General features: G+C 61.3%; 16 protein-coding genes. 10 read left to right on the top strand and 6 right to left on the bottom strand.

Annotated elements, in window-relative coordinates; genetic code table 11:
- Positions 1–88: 88 nt before the first annotated feature.
- Genes ftsX through ftsY form a run of 3 tightly spaced genes read right to left on the bottom strand, consistent with a single transcriptional unit; the run spans position 89 to position 3,320 of the window.
- Positions 89–1,114, bottom strand: a complete 1,026-nt coding sequence (gene ftsX, locus ACOYXE_RS24450) for a permease-like cell division protein FtsX (RefSeq protein ID WP_077574909.1) — start codon at positions 1,112–1,114, stop codon at positions 89–91.
- Positions 1,111–1,782, bottom strand: a complete 672-nt coding sequence (ftsE, locus tag ACOYXE_RS24445) for a cell division ATP-binding protein FtsE (protein ID WP_003229148.1) — start codon at positions 1,780–1,782, stop codon at positions 1,111–1,113. Before ftsE ends, ftsX begins: the two co-directional genes overlap by 4 nt.
- Entirely contained in the window at positions 1,779–3,320 is a 1,542-nt protein-coding gene (gene ftsY, locus ACOYXE_RS24440) for a signal recognition particle-docking protein FtsY (protein WP_460926755.1), read from the bottom strand. The genes ftsE and ftsY overlap by 4 nt, the downstream gene beginning before the upstream one ends.
- 345 nt (positions 3,321–3,665) lie before the next feature.
- Between ftsY and ACOYXE_RS24435 the strand changes: the two genes are divergently transcribed.
- From ACOYXE_RS24435 to ACOYXE_RS24415, 5 genes are all read left to right on the top strand, one after another.
- Positions 3,666–5,021: a M16 family metallopeptidase gene (locus tag ACOYXE_RS24435; protein ID WP_460926754.1), complete on the top strand. Its 1,356-nt coding sequence runs from the start codon at positions 3,666–3,668 to the stop codon at positions 5,019–5,021.
- Positions 5,014–6,501, top strand: a complete 1,488-nt coding sequence (locus tag ACOYXE_RS24430; protein ID WP_460926753.1) for a M16 family metallopeptidase — start codon at positions 5,014–5,016, stop codon at positions 6,499–6,501. The genes ACOYXE_RS24435 and ACOYXE_RS24430 overlap by 8 nt, the downstream gene beginning before the upstream one ends.
- Complete coding sequence (gene rsmD / locus ACOYXE_RS24425; protein ID WP_160059770.1) at positions 6,501–7,115, top strand: 16S rRNA (guanine(966)-N(2))-methyltransferase RsmD; 615 nt, start codon at positions 6,501–6,503, stop codon at positions 7,113–7,115. The genes ACOYXE_RS24430 and rsmD overlap by 1 nt, the downstream gene beginning before the upstream one ends.
- A 63-nt stretch (positions 7,116–7,178) precedes the next feature.
- Positions 7,179–8,174 (top strand): hydrolase, encoded by a 996-nt coding sequence (locus ACOYXE_RS24420; RefSeq protein WP_160059771.1) that lies wholly within the window; start codon positions 7,179–7,181, stop codon positions 8,172–8,174.
- Positions 8,150–9,001, top strand: a complete 852-nt coding sequence (locus ACOYXE_RS24415) for an AraC family transcriptional regulator (RefSeq protein WP_405122707.1) — start codon at positions 8,150–8,152, stop codon at positions 8,999–9,001. The genes ACOYXE_RS24420 and ACOYXE_RS24415 overlap by 25 nt, the downstream gene beginning before the upstream one ends.
- 78 nt (positions 9,002–9,079) lie before the next feature.
- On the opposite strand, the gene ACOYXE_RS24410 is transcribed toward ACOYXE_RS24415, so the two are convergent.
- Both ACOYXE_RS24410 and ACOYXE_RS24405 read right to left on the bottom strand, forming a co-directional pair.
- Positions 9,080–9,934: a sulfurtransferase gene (locus ACOYXE_RS24410; RefSeq protein ID WP_160059772.1), complete on the bottom strand. Its 855-nt coding sequence runs from the start codon at positions 9,932–9,934 to the stop codon at positions 9,080–9,082.
- 32 nt (positions 9,935–9,966) lie between these two features.
- Entirely contained in the window at positions 9,967–10,638 is a 672-nt protein-coding gene (locus tag ACOYXE_RS24405; RefSeq protein ID WP_007913599.1) for a TetR/AcrR family transcriptional regulator, read from the bottom strand.
- A 146-nt stretch (positions 10,639–10,784) separates the two neighbouring features.
- On the opposite strand from ACOYXE_RS24405, the gene ACOYXE_RS24400 reads away from it, so the two are divergent.
- The 5 genes from ACOYXE_RS24400 to ACOYXE_RS24380 all read left to right on the top strand — a co-directional run bounded on the left by ACOYXE_RS24400 (position 10,785) and on the right by ACOYXE_RS24380 (position 15,465).
- Positions 10,785–12,215, top strand: coding sequence for a coniferyl aldehyde dehydrogenase (locus ACOYXE_RS24400; protein ID WP_160059773.1), 1,431 nt, complete (start codon positions 10,785–10,787; stop codon positions 12,213–12,215).
- A gap of 29 nt (positions 12,216–12,244) precedes the next feature.
- Positions 12,245–12,790, top strand: a complete 546-nt coding sequence (locus ACOYXE_RS24395; protein ID WP_160059774.1) for a twin-arginine translocation pathway signal protein — start codon at positions 12,245–12,247, stop codon at positions 12,788–12,790.
- Positions 12,791–12,881: 91 nt separating this feature from the next.
- The gene (locus tag ACOYXE_RS24390) at positions 12,882–14,477 is read left to right on the top strand and encodes a GMC family oxidoreductase (RefSeq protein ID WP_460926752.1); all 1,596 of its coding nucleotides are present in this window, start codon (positions 12,882–12,884) and stop codon (positions 14,475–14,477) included.
- A gap of 115 nt (positions 14,478–14,592) precedes the next feature.
- Positions 14,593–15,072, top strand: a complete 480-nt coding sequence (gene coaD / locus ACOYXE_RS24385) for a pantetheine-phosphate adenylyltransferase (RefSeq protein ID WP_003229157.1) — start codon at positions 14,593–14,595, stop codon at positions 15,070–15,072.
- A gap of 141 nt (positions 15,073–15,213) precedes the next feature.
- Positions 15,214–15,465 carry a YfhL family 4Fe-4S dicluster ferredoxin gene (locus ACOYXE_RS24380; protein WP_003195146.1) on the top strand — a complete coding sequence of 84 codons (252 nt, stop codon included), beginning with the start codon at positions 15,214–15,216 and terminating at the stop codon, positions 15,463–15,465.
- 134 nt (positions 15,466–15,599) lie between these two features.
- On the opposite strand, the gene ACOYXE_RS24375 is transcribed toward ACOYXE_RS24380, so the two are convergent.
- A complete protein-coding gene (locus ACOYXE_RS24375; RefSeq protein ID WP_160059776.1) occupies positions 15,600–15,923 on the bottom strand; it encodes a multidrug transporter in 324 nt (107 codons plus the stop codon).
- Positions 15,924–15,964 lie beyond the last annotated feature (41 nt).

The following is a 15,964-nucleotide window of genomic DNA, read 5'->3' as shown; positions in this document are numbered from 1 at the left end:
CGTGCCTCTCGGCACTGCGAAAAATTGACCGGAAACTCAAGTACAAGTTCCCAAAAAACCGTAAGGCCAATCACGCGCAAAAAAGATTCTACTTCGGCGCCAGCTCCCTGAGATGGCGTGCGACTGCAATCCATGCACCGATATAACCCAACAGCACCGCGCCAAGCAAGAGCGACAGACCGTCGGCAACTGGCACTCCGGCCAGCGCGAAATCACTGCCGTACAAGCCGGCCAGTCCAACCACCGCGTCGTTCAGCCAGTTCAGGCCGAACGCCAATACACCCCAGGACAACAGCCCCGCACCGAAGCCATACAACGCCCCCATATAAAGGAAGGGGCGTCGCACATAGCTGTCAGTGCCGCCGACGAGTTTAATCACTTCTATCTCGGTGCGGCGGTTTTCAATATGAAGACGAATGGTATTGCCTATCACCAAAAGTAATGCAGAAACCAAAAGCACCGTCAGACCGAAAACAAAACGGTCCCCAAGCTTGAGGATGGCAGCCAGACGCTCGACCCAGACTAGATCAAGTTGCGCCTGTTGTACCTTGGGCAGCTCGGAAAGTTTTTGTCTTAATGCTTCCAGGGTCGGCTTGTCGACTTCGTTCGGGGTGACCAGCACCACGCCCGGCAACGGGTTCTCCGGCAGCTCGCGCAGGGCTTCGCCCAGTCCGGACTGTTGCTGGAACTCTTCCAGCGCCTGATCGCGGCCGACATATTCAGCATCAGCTACGCCGGGCATGCCTTTGATCTGTTCACGCAACGACTCGCCCTGCTCCGGGCTGGCATCGAGTTGCAGATACAAGGATATCTGCGCCGCCCGCTGCCACGAACCACCGAGACGCTCGACGTTGTTAAGCAACAGCGAAAGCCCCATCGGCAGGCTCAGCGCGACCGCCATCACCATGCAGGTGAAGAAACTGCCGATCGGCTGTTTGCCGAGACGGCGCAGGCTGTCGAGCAGGCTGGCGCGATGGCTTTCGACCCAGGCACGGAACAGCGTGGCGAAATCCGGACCGTCGTCCTCGTCGTGCTTTTTCTTCTTTGGCGGCTGCGGGTCGGCGGCTTTCGGGGCCACGCGCTCGGAAACCTTCGGACTGCGTGTTGCACTCATACCCCGGCCTCCCCGTCGCCGATCAATCGGCCGCGTTGCAGGGTCAGCATGCGGTGCCGCATGCGTGCGATCAGCGCCAGGTCGTGACTGGCGATCAGCACGCTGGTGCCCAAACGATTGATGTCTTCGAACACGCCCATGATTTCCGCCGCCAGACGCGGGTCGAGGTTACCGGTCGGTTCGTCCGCGAGCAGCAAGGCCGGACGGTGAACGATGGCGCGGGCAATGCCGACGCGCTGTTGCTGACCGGTGGACAGGTCGCCCGGGTACAGATCGGTTTTATCCGACAGCGCCACGCGCTCCAGCGCCGAATCGACACGCTTGGCGATTTCGGCCTTGGACAGCCCGAGAATCTGTAGCGGCAAGGCGACGTTGTTGAACACCGTACGATCGAACAGCAACTGGTGATTCTGGAACACCACGCCGATCTGCCGGCGCAGGAACGGTATCTGCGCGTTGCTGATGGTGCTCAGGTCTTGCCCGGCCAGCAGCAGTTTGCCGCTGGTCGGACGTTCCATCGCCAGCAACAGGCGCAACAACGTGGATTTACCGGCACCGGAGTGGCCGGTGACAAACAAGAACTCGCCACGACGGACTCGAAAGCTCAGCTCATGCAAGCCGACGTGACCGTTCGGGTAGCGTTTACCGACCTGTTCGAAACGAATCATGAACGCTCCCGCTCGGCAAACAGTGCCTGGACAAAGGGTTCGGCTTCAAAGGTACGCAAGTCGTCGATGCCTTCACCGACGCCGATGTAGCGGATCGGCAGACCAAACTGCTTGGCCAGGGCGAAGATCACCCCGCCTTTAGCGGTACCGTCGAGCTTGGTCAGCGCCAGGCCGGTCAGTTCGACGGTCTGGTTGAATTGCTTGGCCTGATTGATGGCGTTCTGACCAGTACCGGCGTCGAGCACCAGCAGCACTTCGTGCGGCGCGTCGGCGTCGAGCTTGCCGATGACCCGGCGAACCTTTTTCAGTTCTTCCATCAGGTTGTCTTTGGTGTGCAGACGACCAGCAGTGTCTGCGATCAACACGTCAATGCCACGGGCCTTGGCGGCTTGCACGGCGTCGAAGATCACCGAAGCCGAGTCGGCGCCGGTGTGCTGAGCGATGACCGGGATCTTGTTGCGCTCGCCCCAGACCTGCAATTGCTCCACGGCAGCAGCGCGGAAGGTGTCACCGGCGGCGAGCATGACTTTCTTGCCTTCCAGTTGCAGCTTCTTCGCCAATTTACCGATGGTGGTGGTTTTGCCGGCGCCGTTGACGCCAACCACCAGAATCACAAATGGCTTGTTCTGCGAGACGATCTTCAGCGGTTGTTCGACCGGTTTGAGCATCGCGGCCAGTTCGGCCTGCAGGGATTTGTACAGCGCGTCGGCGTCGGCCAGCTCTTTGCGGGCGACCTTCTGGGTCAGGCGCTGGATGATCTGCGTGGTAGCTTCGACACCGACGTCGGCGGTGAGCAGACGGGTTTCGAGGTCATCGAGCAGATCGTCGTCAATGGTTTTGCGGCCGAGGAACAGGCTGGCCATGCCCTCGCCGATGCTGGCGCTGGTTTTCGACAGGCCTTGCTTGAGGCGGGCGAAGAAACCGGCTTTGGTTTCTTCGGTGCGTGGGGCTTCGACTGGGGTCTCGGCAACCACCTCGACTGGCACGACTGCAGCAACCGCTACAGGTGCAGGTGCAGGTGCAGGCTCGGGTTGTTGAATGACCGGGGCAACGGGGGCGACAACCACCGGAGCAACAGGCTCAGGCGCAATAATTTCAGGAGCAGCTTCAGCCACAACCGGCACAGGCTCGATAATCGGCTCAACCACTGGCGCCGGCGCCACTTCAGGCACAAACGCAGCAGCCGCAGGAATCACTGGCGTAACGTGCGGCGCAGCCTCTTCAACCAACGCCACCGGCTCTTCCGCCACAGGCAAGGTCAGCCATGGCTCAGCCGCCAGGGTCAGCGGCAGTTCAGCCGCCACAGGCGCTTCGGGCTCTGGCTCTGGCTCAACCGGTTGCAACACCGGCTCGGCAATCGGCAGAACGATCGGTGCCGGCTCTTCTTCTATCACCGGAGCAGGTTCCGGCGCAGGCTCAGGAATCGCAGGCGGCTGTTCGACAACGGGTTCCTGCGGTTTCTTACGCAGCCATCCGAACAGGCTTTTCTTCTCGCCAGCCGCAGCTGGGGTCTTCTTGTCGTCGTTGGAACCAAACATGGAGGACGGCTATCTCACGGTAGCGACGCGCCATAAGGGCGCCCCGGCAAATAAATATTCGATGCAGAACAGACTGTGTTTCATCCAGCTTGTTCACGCGCAACATTTTGTCGAGGCGCCACGGGCACCCCAAAGGTCGATTAATACGAAGGACTGGAACGGCATCGTCGGCGAAAACGCAGAGTTTAACTGACAAACTCAAAGCTTCTGCCGGGAACCCATACAACCTATCGACCGATCAGTGGCTTGATAGGCGTGGCCGCCAGTAAAACGGATCAGTATCCTAGCACCCTCTCGCCCGCCGACGCTAAGACCAAGCGGGCAGCCCAACAGGTTAAAAAACGAATGAATGCTCTAGCCCGCCGCGCTGCAGGCCTGCTGCTCAGCACAGTCTGCCTGCCCCTTTCGGCCCTGGCGGCCGACCCGCAACCGACTCACGAATTCACCCTCGACAACGGCCTCAAGGTCGTCGTGCGCGAAGACCATCGCGCGCCGGTGGTGGTCTCGCAGGTCTGGTACAAGGTCGGTTCCAGCTACGAAACCCCGGGCCAGACCGGTCTGTCTCACGCGCTTGAGCACATGATGTTCAAGGGCAGCGAGAAAGTCGGCCCCGGCGAAGCCTCGCTGATCCTGCGTGATCTGGGCGCTGAAGAGAACGCCTTCACCAGCGACGACTTCACCGCCTATTACCAGGTGCTGGCCCGCGACCGTCTGGGCGTAGCCTTCGAACTGGAAGCCGACCGCATGGCCAATCTGCGCCTGCCGGCCGACGAGTTCGCCAAGGAAATCGAAGTCATCAAGGAAGAGCGCCGCTTGCGCACCGATGACAAGCCGATGTCCAAGGCCTACGAGCGCTACAAGGCCATGGCCTACCCGGCCAGCGGTTACCACACGCCGACCATCGGCTGGATGGCCGACCTCGACCGCATGAAAGTCGAAGAGCTGCGCCACTGGTACCAATCCTGGTACGTGCCGAACAACGCCACGCTGGTCGTAGTCGGTGACGTTACTCCGGACGAAGTGAAAACCCTCGCCCAGCGCTATTTCGGCCCGATCGCCAAGCGCGACGTGCCACCGGCGAAAAAACCACTGGAACTGGCCGAACCCGGCGAACGCCAGATCACCCTGCACGTGCAGACGCAGTTGCCTAGCCTGATGCTCGGCTTCAACGTGCCAAGCATCGCCACCGCTGAAGACAAGCGCTCGGTCAACGCCCTGCGACTGATCTCGGCGCTGCTCGACGGCGGTTACAGCGGTCGTATCCCGACGCAACTGGAGCGCGGTGAAGAGCTGGTTTCCGGCGGATCGTCGAGCTACGACGCCTACACCCGTGGCGACAGCCTGTTCACCCTGTCGGCAACCCCGAACACGCAGAAGAAAAAGACCATCGCGCAAGCCGAGGCCGGTTTGTGGACACTGCTCGAACAACTGAAAACCACCGCGCCGTCCGCTGAAGAACTGGAGCGCGTGCGAGCACAAGTGATTGCCGGTCTGGTCTTCGAACGTGATTCGATCACCAGCCAGGCCACCGCCATCGGCCAACTGGAAACCGTCGGCCTGTCGTGGAAACTGATGGACACTGAACTGGCCGATCTGGAAAGCGTGACCCCGCAAGACATCCAGAACGCCGCCAAGCTGTATTTCACCCGCGAACGTCTCAGCGTCGCCCACGTCCTGCCACTGGAGACGACTCATGAGTAAGCGCAAATCCCCACGCCTGCTGCTCGGCCTGATCGCCGTGGCGGTGATCGGCTCTGCCGCGTTCTACCTGTCGCCGGGCGCTGACAGCAATGCCAGCGAAGCCCTCGACAACGCCAAGTCCAGCCAGAAGCTGCAATCGCTCACCGAACTCGACGGCAAGGCCCCGGCCAGCCGCAAGCTCGACGTGCAAACCTGGAACACCGCCGAGGGCGCGAAGGTGCTGTTCGTCGAAGCCCACGAACTGCCAATGTTCGACATGCGCCTGATCTTCGCCGCCGGCAGCAGCCAGGACGGCAATGCGTCGGGACTGGCGGTGTTGACTAACGCAATGCTCAACGAAGGTGTCGCCGGCAAAGACGTCGGCGCCATCGCGCAAGGCTTCGAAGGCCTCGGTGCGGATTTCGGCAACGGTGCGTTCAAGGACATGGCGCTGGCCTCGCTGCGCAGCCTGAGTGCTGCCGACAAGCGTGAGCCTGCTTTGAAGCTGTTCTCGGAAGTCATCGGCAAACCGACCTTCCCGGCCGACTCGTTCGCGCGCATCAAGAACCAGATGCTCGCCGGTTTCGAATACCAGAAACAGAACCCCGGCAAACTCGCCAGCCTCGAGCTGATGAAGCGTCTGTATGGCGATCACCCGTACGCGCATTCGAGTGATGGCAATCCACAGAGCGTGCCGAAAATTACCCTTGCGCAGTTGCGTGAGTTCCACGCCAAGGCTTACGCCGCTGGCAACGTGGTCATCGCGCTGGTCGGCGACCTGTCGCGTGCGGAGGCCGAGTCGATTGCCAATCAGGTTTCCAGCGCACTGCCCAAAGGCCCGGCACTGGCGAAGATCGCTCAGCCGCAGGAGCCGAAGGCCAGCACTGGCCATATCGAATTCCCGTCGAAGCAAACCAACCTGATGCTCGCGCAACTGGGCATCGACCGTGACGATCCGGATTACGCGGCGCTGTCGATGGGCAACCAGATCCTCGGTGGCGGCGGTTTCGGTACGCGCCTGATGAGCGAAGTGCGTGAGAAACGTGGCCTGACCTACGGCGTGTACTCCGCGTTTAGCCCGATGCAGGCGCGCGGCCCGTTCATGATCAACCTGCAAACCCGCGCGGAAATGAGCGAAGGCACCCTGAAACTGGTGCAGGACGTGCTCGCCGACTATCTGAAACCCGGGCCGACGCAGAAAGAGCTCGACGATGCCAAACGCGAACTGGCCGGCAGCTTCCCGCTGTCCACCGCGAGCAATGCCGATATCGTCGGCCAACTCGGCGCGATGGGCTTCTATAATCTGCCGCTGAGCTACCTGGACGATTTCATGCGTCAGTCGCAAAGCCTGACCGTGGAACAAGTCCGCGACGCCCTGAACAAACACCTGAGCACGGACAAAATGGTCATCGTCACCGCTGGCCCGACCGTGCCGCAAAAGCCGTTACCGGCCCCATCTGATAAACCTGCCGAGCAACCGCTCGGGGTTCCGGAGCATTAATGGCAACTCGTACCCCTAAAAAGCCTGCGCATAACGTCCACAACGGTGTGAATCAGTTGCGCATCATTGGCGGCCAATGGCGCAGCCGCAAGCTGAGTTTCCCCGACGCGCCGGGCCTGCGCCCGACGCCGGATCGCGTGCGTGAAACCCTGTTCAACTGGCTCGCACCGTACGTTGAAGGGGCCAAGGTGCTTGATCCGTTCGCCGGCAGCGGCGCGCTGTTTCTCGAAGCACTGTCCCGTGGCGCGGCCATGGGTCAGGCGCTGGATGCCAGCAACATTGCGGTGTCCAGCCTGAAAGAACACCTCGGCACCCTGCGCTGCACCAACGGTCAGGTACAAACGGCTGATGCCCTGCGTTATCTGGAAACCCAGACCGCCAGCGCGTTCGACCTGGTATTCCTCGACCCGCCGTTCAACCAGAACCTGCTGCCGACCGTTTGCGCCTTGCTCGAAGAGCGTCAGTGGCTGGCGCCCGACTCGTGGATCTACACTGAAAGCGAAACGGCGCCATCGACGCTGGGCCTGCCGGGCAACTGGCGCCTGCACCGCGAACAGAAATCCGGCCGGGTTTACTACGCGCTGTGGCAACGTACGGCAGAGATCGCCGGTTAACCGACCGGCCTGAATATGCGGCGCCCCTTCCAACAGGGTCGCCGCTCTGCATCGAGAACCATCGTGTCCGCCTCTTCAGAACGCTTCAACCCCGCCTTCGGCCTCGGCAATCCGCACCTGCAAACCCTGTGGGGGCCGCTGTGGCGCAAAACCGTGCATATCGAGCGTGAACGCGAACGCCTGTGGCTGGAGGATGGCGACTTCCTCGACCTCGACTGGCACGGCCCGCACACCGCCGATGCACCACTGGTGCTGGTGCTGCATGGGCTGACCGGCTCTTCCAATTCGCCTTATGTAGCGGGTATCCAAAAGGCCTTGGCCGCTCAAGGCTGGGCAAGTGTCGCGTTGAACTGGCGCGGCTGCTCGGGCGAGCCGAATCTGCTGCCGCGCAGCTATCACTCCGGCGCCAGCGAAGACCTCGGCGAAACCATCAAACACCTGCGGGCGAAACGACCGCTGGCACCGCTGTACGCCGTCGGCTACTCCTTGGGCGGCAACGTGCTGCTCAAACATCTTGGGGAAACCGGCAGCGCCAGCGGTGTACTCGGCGCGGTGGCGGTGTCGGTGCCGTTTCGCCTCGATCAATGCGCCGACCGCATCGGCCAAGGATTTTCCAAGGTCTATCAAGCGCACTTCATGCGCGAGATGGTCGCCTATATCAAGAACAAGCAACGGCAGTTTCAGCATGACGGGCGCGAAGACGGACTCGCCGCGCTGGCCGCCCTCGGTTCGCTGGAGAACATGCGCACCTTCTGGGATTTCGATGGCCGGGTGACCGCGCCGTTGCACGGCTTCAATGATGCCGAGGATTATTATCGTCGCGCCTCAAGCCGCTATTTCCTCGGTGAGATCCGCACGCCGACCCTGATCATTCAAGCGGCGGACGATCCGTTCGTGTTCCCGCACAGTTTGCCGCAAGCCAGCGAGCTGTCGGCCTCAACGGCATTTGAGTTGCAGCCACGCGGCGGTCACGTCGGTTTTGTCGACGGCTCAGTGCGCCAACCCGGCTACTATCTCGAACGCCGCATCCCGCAATGGCTGGCCAGCCTGCCCGCGTGAGCGATCAGGGCGAGTCGATCCGTTTCTGGCAAACCGCGCCGCTGGCCGGGGTCGAGTTGCTGTCGGCGCGCTACATCGAGCATCGTTTCGCCCCGCATGTGCACGATGGATTCGTGATCGGCATGATCATGGCCGGAGCTCAGCGTTATCGCTATCGCGGCGCCGAACATCTGGCCGGCAGCGGCACACTGGTGTTGATCAATCCGGACGAGCTGCACACCGGGCACAAAGGCACCGAGGACGGCTGGCTGTACCGGGCGTTTTATCCCGATACCGCGCAAATCGTCTCGCTGCTGGATGAGCTGGAACTGTCCACCAGCAACCTGCCGGCGTTCGGCGCCACGTTGTATCGCGATGCGGATCTGGTCAACGGCTTTGCGCAGTTGCACCGATTACTCGAAAGCCCGGCCAGCGCACTGCAACAGCAAACGCTGTGGCGCGAGATGATGTTGCTGCTGTTGCAGCGCCATGCGGCAGTGCCGGTGCCCGGTCGAGCCGGCAAGGAACACCGCGCGGTGCTGTTGGGCAAAGAACTGTTGCACGCGCAACTGGCAGCGCCACCGTCACTGGAAGAACTGGCGGCGGCGGTCAATCTGTCGCCGTTCCATTTCGCCCGGGTGTTCCGCCGCGCCACCGGCATGCCGCCGCACACCTGGCTGATGCAGCAACGCATCGCCCAGGCGCGGGCGCTGTTGCAGCACGGTTGCCTGCCAGTGGAGGTCGCCACGCAATTGGGTTTTGCCGACCAGAGCCATTTGAGTCGGCAATTCAAACAGGCTTATGGCGTCGGACCCGCCGCGTACCGCAGCGCCCGGATGGAAAGCTAAAAGATCGCAGCCTTCGGCAGCCCCTACAGAGAAATGCATTCCAATGTAGGAGCTGCCGAAGGCTGCGATCTTTTGATCTTATTCGCCGGTGGCGATGCCGCGAGCCGGTTCGTTGATCCACTCGCTCCACGATCCGGCATACAACGAACCCAACGGATAACCCGCCAGGCACAACGCAAACAGGTTGTGACACGCCGTCACGCCAGAACCGCAATAGGCAACCAGATCCGCTGGCGAGCGTTCACCGATCTTGGCGGCAAAACGCTGTTTGAGCTGTTCCGCTGACAGGAATCGCCCATCGCTGCCGAGGTTATCGGTGAACGCCGCGCATTGCGCACCCGGAATATGCCCGGCAATCGGATCGATCGGCTCGACCTCGCCTTTGAAACGCGGCAAGCCCCGGGCATCGATCAACGTCAGCGTCGGTTGGCCGAGGCGCTGTTGCAGTTGCTCGGCGCTGAGGAGCAGGCTCATATCCGGCTGACCACTGAAATTGCCACGGGTAACCGTCGGCGCATCCAGGCTCAGCGGCAGCCCCGCCGCATGCCACGCCTTGAGCCCGCCATCGAGAATGAACACGCCATCGCGCTTGCCCAGCCACGCCAGCAACCACCACGCCCGCGCCGCGTAGGCACCGGGACCGTCGTCGTACAAAACCACCTCGCTGTCGTTGTTGATGCCCCACGCCTGCAGCCGCTCGATCAACGCCGCCGGCTCGGGCAACGGATGACGGCCAGTCACGCCTTTGACCACAGTGCCGCTGAGGTCACGCTCAAGGTCGGCGAAGCTCGCCCCGTCAATGTGCCCTTCGGCATAGCTGCGCTGCCCGTAGTCCGGGTCTTCGAGGGCAAAACGACAATCGAGAATCACCAGCCGCGGCTGCGCCTTGCGGGCATCCAGTGCTTCGGGGCTGATCAGTTGCGCAATCGGCATAGCGGGCTCCTGGGGGATTTCAACAGAACGGTTTATTTCACGTCTTCGAGGGCCTGGGCCAGCGGCACGTAGAACTCCTCGAACAACGCATTGACCTCGTCACGCGCCTGCTCAGTGACAAACCCGGCTTCCAGCACCAGCACCTGATAGACGCCACGTTTAATGGCTTGCTCACTGAGGTGGTTGGAGTTTTCCCGGGTGGTGCACAGGAAGCGCACCCACGACGTCAGGATGATCCAGGCATTGAGGGTCAGGGATTCGATCTGCACGCGATCCATATCGAGGATCCCGGCGGCGACAAAACCTTCGTAGATCGCCGCGCCTTGAATCACGCAGCGCTGGGAAAAGCGTCGATAGCGGGCAGCCAGCTCCGGATCGCTGTCGAGCAGATGCTCGAGATCGCGGTGCAGAAAGCGGTAGCGCCACATCGCCGAGAGCAGTTCCTTGAGATAGAAACGCTTGTCCTCGACCGTCGCCGCACGCCCCTGCGGCGGGCGCAGAAAGCTGTCCACGAGGCTTTCGTACTCACTGAACAACACGGCGATGATCGCCTGCTTGTTGGGGAAGTGGTAGTACAGGTTGCCCGGAGAAATCTCCATATGGGCGGCAATGTGATTGGTGCTGATGCTGCGCTCGCCCTGCTGATTGAACAGCTCAAGGCTGTTCAGCACGATACGCTCGCTGGTTTTTATTCGTGGGGCCATGGCTTGAGCTTTAATTCAGAGTGCGTTGGGGGGCATCTTACGACCTAACCGGAAATGGATAAAACAATGCTGTGCAAGGAAGTCATTTGACTTTCTAGAGCATAGACTCTAAAAAGTTCGTCACTACAATAAATCCGGAGCAGACCATGACTGCCGACATTGCTTACCTGCAAACGCTGCAACAACCGCTGGCCGAGCTGGACCGGTTGTTCGAGGCGCAGCGGGCCGCGTATGCCGCCAATCCGATGCCGCCCGCCGCTCAGCGCCAGCAATGGCTCAAAGCGCTGAGTGATTTGCTCAGCCGTGAGCGGCAAGCATTGATCGCGGCGATCAGCTCCGACTTCAGCCATCGTAGCGCCGATGAAACCCTGCTCGCCGAACTGATGCCGAGCCTGCACGGCATTCATTACGCCAGCCGTCATCTCAAGGGCTGGATGAAAGCCTCGCGGCGCAAGGTCGGCATGGCATTCCAGCCGGCGTCGGCGAAAGTCGTGTATCAGCCCTTGGGTGTGGTCGGCGTCATCGTGCCGTGGAATTACCCGTTGTATCTGGCCGTCGGCCCGCTGGTCGGCGCCTTGGCGGCGGGCAATCGAGTGATGCTCAAACTCAGCGAATCGACCCCGGCCACCGGCTTGTTGCTCAAAGAATTGCTGGCGCGGATCTTCCCCGAAGATCTGGTCTGCGTGGTGCTCGGTGAAGCCGACATCGGCGTAGCGTTCTCCCGTCTGCGCTTTGATCACTTGCTGTTTACCGGCGCCACCAGCATCGGCAAACACGTGATGCGCGCCGCCGCCGAAAACCTCACCCCGGTGACACTGGAACTGGGCGGCAAGTCGCCAGCTATCGTCTCCCGCGATGTGCCGCTCAAGGATGCCGCCGAGCGCATCGCTTTCGGCAAAACCCTCAACGCCGGGCAGACCTGCGTCGCACCGGATTACGTGCTGGTCCCGGAAGACCGGGTCGGTGGCTTCGTCGAAGCCTATCGCCAGGCCGTGCAGGGTTTTTATCCGACGCTCACCGACAACCCGGACTACACGGCGATCATCAACGAACGTCAATTGGCGCGACTCAACGGCTACGTCAGCGATGCCACCAGCAAGGGCGCGCTGTTGATTCCGCTGTTCGAGCAGGGCCAGGGCCGACGCATGCCGCACAGTGTGCTGCTGAATGTCAGCGACGAGATGACGGTGATGCAGGACGAAATCTTCGGCCCGCTGCTGCCGATCGTGCCGTATCAGGATCTGGAGCAGGCATTTGCTTACATCAATCAGCGGCCACGTCCTCTGGCTCTTTACTACTTTGGCTACGACAAACGCGAACAGAACCGTGTGCTGCACGAAACCCATTCCGGCGGCGTGTGCCTGAACGACACGTTGCTGCATGTGGCGCAGGACGATATGCCGTTCGGCGGCATCGGCGCTTCGGGCATGGGTCACTACCACGGTCACGAAGGCTTTCTGACCTTCAGCAAAGCTAAGGGCGTGCTGATTAAACAACGCTTCAACGCAGCCCGACTGATCTACCCGCCCTACGGCAAATCGATTCAGAAGCTGATCCAGAAGTTGTTCATTCGCTAAACCTTCGTCATCGCCGGGTAATAAAAATAATGCACCCAAGCCTGACCGAAACACCTGCCCTGTCCCGCCGCGGCCTGCTGAAATTCAGCCTCGGCGCCACGGCGTTGCTTGCCACCGCCGGACTCGGCGCCAGCCTCAGTGGCTGTTCGTCGAGCGTCGCGGCCAACGGCTTTGTCTCGTTGCGTGACGGCGATCTGCTTTTTCTGCGCGCACTGATCCCGGTGATGCTCGACGGCGCGGTGGCAGCCGAGAGGATGCCGAGCGCGGTTGATGGCACGCTCAAGTCGCTGGACTACAGCCTCGACCACCTGTCGCCGGAAATGCTCAAGCTCACACGACAACTGTTCGATGTACTCGGCATGGCCGTGACGCGCGGACCACTCACCGGGATCTGGGGCAGTTGGGAGAACGCCAGTGCCGAGGCCATGCGGCATTTCCTTGATCGCTGGGAAAACAGTTCGCTGAACCTACTGCGCATGGGGCATAGCTCGTTGCAGCAGATGGTGATGATGGCCTGGTATACCCGCGCGGAGTCGTGGGCGCATTGCGGTTATCCAGGGCCGCCTAGCGTCTGAAACCGTGTCGCTCCCTTCGCGAGCAGGCTCGCTCCCACAGGGGGCGGCCGCCACATCGCCGCATCCAAAAATAATAAAGAGAACCTGATCGATGCCCGTACCCGACCCGTTCCGCGAAGGCCTCGCCCGAGGCTGGAAAACCTACAACGGCGCACAGCTGAGCGATGACCTCACCCTTGAAGCAGACGTAGCGATCATCGGCAGCGGCGCTGGTGGCGGCACCAGCGCGGAAATCCTCAGCGCTGCCGGATACAAAGTGCTGCTGATCGAAGAAGGCCCGCTGAAAACCAGTTCCGATTTCAAAATGCTTGAAGACAAGGCTTACAGCAGCCTCTATCAGGAGGGCATCGGCCGCATGAGCAAGGACGGCGCGATCACCATCCTCCAGGGCCGCGCAGTTGGCGGCACCACGCTGATCAACTGGACCTCGAGTTTTCGCACGCCGGAGCCGACCCTCGAACACTGGGCCAAAGAGCATAACGTCAAAGGCCACAGCCCCGCCGAGATGGCGCCGTGGTTCGAAAAAATGGAACAGCGCCTCGGCGTCGCCCCTTGGATGGTTCCGCCCAATGCCAACAACGACGTGATCCGCAAAGGCTGTGAGCAACTCGGCTACAGCTGGCACGTGATCCCGCGCAACGTGCGCGGCTGCTGGAACCTCGGTTACTGCGGCATGGGCTGCCCGACCAACGCCAAGCAATCGATGATGGTCACGACCATTCCGGCGACGCTGGAAAAGGGCGGCGAGCTGCTTTATCTGGCCCGCGCAGAGAAGCTGCTGATCGATGGCGACAAAGTCACTGGCCTGCAATGCGTGGCGATGGATGAGCGCTGTGTTGAACCGACCGGGCGCAAGATCAGCGTCAAGGCGCGGCATTACGTATTGGCCGGAGGCGGCATCAACAGCCCGGCCCTGTTGCTGCGTTCGGACGCGCCGGATCCGCATAAAACCCTGGGAAAACGCACCTTCCTGCACCCGGTGAACATGTCCGCAGCGCGTTTCGACGAAGTCATCAATCCGTTCTACGGGGCGCCGCAGTCGATCTATTCCGATCATTTCCAATGGAAGGATGGCACCACCGGGCCAATGGCCTTCAAACTTGAAGTGCCGCCGCTGCACCCGGCGCTGGCGGCCACCCTGCTCGGTGGCTTTGGTGAGGAAAGTGCGCAACACATGGCTGACCTGCCACACACCCACGCCATGCTGGCCTTGCTGCGCGACGGTTTTCACCCGGACAGCACGGGCGGTGCAGTCGAGTTGCGGAGCGATGGTTCGCCGGTGCTCGACTATCAGGTTTCGCCCTACGCCTGGGAAGGCCTGCGCCGGTCCTTTCTTGTCATGGCCGAAATCCAGTTCGCCGGCGGCGCCAAAGCGGTGATGCCGATGCACGCCGACGCCCGTTACGTGAAGACCCTGGCCGAGGCACGCACGCTGATCGATGGTTTGAGCCTCGAGTTGTATCGCACGCGTCTGGGCAGCGCGCATGTCATGGGCGGCTGCGCGATGGGTGAAGACCCGAAAAGCGCGGTCACCGACAGTCTCGGCCGGCATCATCAACTGGCTAATCTGTCGATTCACGACGGCTCGCTGTTCCCCACCAGCATCGGTGCCAACCCGCAATTGTCGGTGTATGGCCTGACCGCGCAACTGGCGACATCCCTCGCCGATCGGCTGAGAAACCCGTGAAAAAACCGATTATTGCCATCGTCTATAGTGCTTTCTTACCCAACAGGCGACTTGGCCGACCGGGACGGCTGCGATACCATCCGACTCCCCAACGGACTCCCGCCAGGACGACGCGATGAACCGAGTGTTGTACCCAGGTACCTTCGACCCTATTACCAAGGGCCATGGCGATCTGGTCGAACGCGCCTCGCGCCTGTTCGATCACGTGATTATTGCGGTCGCTGCCAGCCCGAAGAAAAACCCGCTGTTCCCGCTGGAACAACGGGTCGAACTGGCTCGCGAGGTCACCAAACACCTGCCGAACGTGGAAGTGGTCGGCTTCTCGACGCTGCTGGCGCACTTCGCCAAAGAGCAGAATGCCAACGTGTTCCTGCGTGGTTTGCGCGCGGTGTCGGACTTCGAATACGAATTCCAGCTGGCCAATATGAACCGCCAGTTGGCCCCGGATGTGGAGAGTCTGTTTCTCACCCCGTCCGAGCGTTATTCGTTCATTTCCTCGACGCTGGTACGGGAAATTGCCGCGTTGGGTGGCGATATCAGCAAGTTCGTCCACCCCGCTGTGGCCGATGCGCTGACCCTGCGCTTCAAAAAGTAGGAGCTGCCGCAGGCTCGGGCTGCGATCCTGGCTGTTGATTACAGCCCTTGATCGCAGCTGCGTGCACTGCGCTCGCCAATGCGGCACAATTGCGCGCATTGATTTATAGCGCCCGGGCCTGCCGCCCCGGCTGGAGTTAGCATGTCCCTGATCATCACCGACGATTGCATCAACTGCGACGTCTGCGAACCCGAGTGCCCGAACGCCGCCATCTCCCAAGGCGAAGAGATCTACGTGATCGACCCGAACCTGTGCACCCAGTGCGTCGGCCACTACGACGAACCACAGTGCCAGCAGGTTTGCCCGGTGGATTGCATTCCGCTGGACGAGGCTCATCCGGAGACTGAAGAACAGTTGATGGAGAAGTACCGGAAGATTACCGGCAAGGCCTGATCCGCCGGATTTGTAGCGCTTTCTCGGGCCTCTTCGCGAGCAGGCTCGCTCCCACATTGGAATGCATTTCAAATTGTGGGAGCGAGCCTGCTCGCGAAAGGGCAATCAGCAGCTCCGCAAATCACTGGATCAGCTCACTCGCGCTGCTCAAACCCCTCCCCGATGCACCCCAGGCACCGCACAAAAGCGGCTTTCGCCGGATCGACCACCAACGCCTGCCCGGCATCGCCAATCCCGCCGCCCAGCGCGGTAAACGGCAATGACACGACAAACGCCCCCGCACCAATCACCGTCGCCACCACCAATAAAGGTCGGGCAATCAGCAAATCGCCGAGCATGGCGTACGCCGGGGGATTCTGGATGGTGTAGCGCGGGTCACCGCTGCCGTTTTCCGTGGCCTGAACAGCCAGACTGGAACACAGCAGCAGCGTAACAAAGAGGACTTGCAAGGATTTCATGGCACGATCCTTCGGGCTGAACAGTGAGACAACTCACTATA

This window comes from Pseudomonas sp. MC6 (assembly GCF_054790575.1).
Note: the sequence above shows the minus strand (reverse complement) of the source record. Positions and strands in the feature narration are given on the sequence as shown.

What these genes read in the sequence shown, in the direction of transcription:
- ftsE (WP_003229148.1), bottom strand. Translation starts at nt 1,782, where the DNA reads ATGATTCGTTTCGAACAGGTCGGTAAACGCTACCCGAACGGTCACGTC.
- ACOYXE_RS24405 (WP_007913599.1), bottom strand. Translation starts at nt 10,638, where the DNA reads ATGGCCCCACGAATAAAAACCAGCGAGCGTATCGTGCTGAACAGCCTT.
- ftsY (WP_460926755.1), bottom strand. Translation starts at nt 3,320, where the DNA reads ATGTTTGGTTCCAACGACGACAAGAAGACCCCAGCTGCGGCTGGCGAG.
- ACOYXE_RS24390 (WP_460926752.1), top strand. Translation starts at nt 12,882, where the DNA reads ATGCCCGTACCCGACCCGTTCCGCGAAGGCCTCGCCCGAGGCTGGAAA.
- ACOYXE_RS24395 (WP_160059774.1), top strand. Translation starts at nt 12,245, where the DNA reads ATGCACCCAAGCCTGACCGAAACACCTGCCCTGTCCCGCCGCGGCCTG.
- ACOYXE_RS24380 (WP_003195146.1), top strand. Translation starts at nt 15,214, where the DNA reads ATGTCCCTGATCATCACCGACGATTGCATCAACTGCGACGTCTGCGAA.
- coaD (WP_003229157.1), top strand. Translation starts at nt 14,593, where the DNA reads ATGAACCGAGTGTTGTACCCAGGTACCTTCGACCCTATTACCAAGGGC.
- ACOYXE_RS24410 (WP_160059772.1), bottom strand. Translation starts at nt 9,934, where the DNA reads ATGCCGATTGCGCAACTGATCAGCCCCGAAGCACTGGATGCCCGCAAG.
- ACOYXE_RS24430 (WP_460926753.1), top strand. Translation starts at nt 5,014, where the DNA reads ATGAGTAAGCGCAAATCCCCACGCCTGCTGCTCGGCCTGATCGCCGTG.
- rsmD (WP_160059770.1), top strand. Translation starts at nt 6,501, where the DNA reads ATGGCAACTCGTACCCCTAAAAAGCCTGCGCATAACGTCCACAACGGT.
- ftsX (WP_077574909.1), bottom strand. Translation starts at nt 1,114, where the DNA reads ATGAGTGCAACACGCAGTCCGAAGGTTTCCGAGCGCGTGGCCCCGAAA.
- ACOYXE_RS24435 (WP_460926754.1), top strand. Translation starts at nt 3,666, where the DNA reads ATGAATGCTCTAGCCCGCCGCGCTGCAGGCCTGCTGCTCAGCACAGTC.
- ACOYXE_RS24415 (WP_405122707.1), top strand. Translation starts at nt 8,150, where the DNA reads ATGGCTGGCCAGCCTGCCCGCGTGAGCGATCAGGGCGAGTCGATCCGT.
- ACOYXE_RS24375 (WP_160059776.1), bottom strand. Translation starts at nt 15,923, where the DNA reads ATGAAATCCTTGCAAGTCCTCTTTGTTACGCTGCTGCTGTGTTCCAGT.
- ACOYXE_RS24400 (WP_160059773.1), top strand. Translation starts at nt 10,785, where the DNA reads ATGACTGCCGACATTGCTTACCTGCAAACGCTGCAACAACCGCTGGCC.